Below are 1,209 nucleotides of genomic sequence, written 5' to 3'. Positions count from 1 at the left end.
CCCTCTTGGTCAGGATGGTGTGAGACACCGCGTGTGAGTGCGGGGTGCTGACCGAGGGCGGGATCGGAGATCCTGGTGTACGTGTCGACATCTTCTGCGGACCAGCCCGTGCCGGGTGGGTCTGATCCGGCGCCGCGGCCGTCGCGGCGGGCGTTCAGTCCGGAGTTCAAGCTGCGGATCCTTGCCGAATATGAGAATGCCCCGCATGGGGAGAAAGCGGCGGTGTTGCGGCGGGAAGGGTTGTATTCGTCGCATCTGATCGAGTGGGCGAGAGCCCGCGACGCCGGGGCTCTGACCGGCAGCGACAGCGACGGGGATTCATCCTCGGGATCGCGGCGGCCGGCTCGGAAGACGGCTGAGCAGATCGAGTTGGAGAAGCTGCGCCGACAGAACGAGAAACTGCAGGCTGATCTGAAGAAGACCCGGATGGCGTTGGACATCATGGGAAAAGCGCACGCGCTCTTGGAAGAACTCTCCGAGAGCGCGGACAACGATCCGCCGCCGAGCAGATCCTGACCACGGCGTTGACCGACCTGCGTTCGGCGGGGATAGGGGTGCAACGCGGCTGCGAGTTGACGGGGACCTCCCGCGCGACCCACTACCGCCGCCGCAGCGGGCTGGGGCCGGTGCACGGGCCGTGGCTGCCGCGGACCCCGCCGCCGTCGGCGCTGTCGGACACCGAACGGGTCCGCATCCTCGAGGTGCTCAACAGTGCGGCGTATGCCGATTTGGCGATTCCGCAGGTCTGGGCTCGGGAACTCGACGAGGGCCGGTACTGGTGCTCCCTGTCGACGATGTATCGCATCGCCCGCACGGCCGGGCAGGTCCGCGAACGACGCCGGCAGGCCACCCACCCGCCACGGGTGCGTCCCGAGCTGGTCGCGACCGGCCCGTCGCAGGTGTGGTCGTGGGACATCACCGCGTTGAAAGGACCGGTCAAAGGCATCTGGTATCGCTGCTACGTGGTCATCGACATCTACTCCCGTTACGTGACCGGGTGGCTCGTCGCGGCCGGCGAAGACGCTGTCGTGGCCCGCGATTTCCTCGCCGACGCGGTCTGGCGCAACGGGATCGAGCCGCACACTCTGCACGCCGACCGCGGTGGTGTCATGGTGTCCAGACCGGTGTCCGAGATGCTGGTGAGCCTCGGCGTGCTCCGCTCACATTCACGACCGCGGACGTCGAACGACAATCCGTACTCCGAAGCGC

Annotated in this window: 2 protein-coding genes; both read left to right on the top strand. The window is 67.3% G+C overall.

Annotated elements, in window-relative coordinates:
- Positions 1-75 precede the first annotated feature (75 nt).
- Complete coding sequence (locus tag ABZV00_RS37830; RefSeq protein WP_355615476.1) at positions 76-516, top strand: transposase; 441 nt, start codon at positions 76-78, stop codon at positions 514-516.
- Positions 517-572: 56 nt separating this feature from the next.
- Positions 573-1,209, top strand: a 637-nt coding sequence (locus ABZV00_RS37825) for a DDE-type integrase/transposase/recombinase (RefSeq protein WP_355615473.1), incomplete at its 3' end; no start/stop codon positions are given.

This window comes from Micromonospora sp. NPDC005173, assembly GCF_040608515.1.
Lineage (GTDB): Bacteria > Actinomycetota > Actinomycetes > Mycobacteriales > Micromonosporaceae > Micromonospora.
The sequence above is the reverse complement of the archived record's forward strand: the minus strand, read 5'-3'. Positions and strand labels throughout refer to the sequence as shown.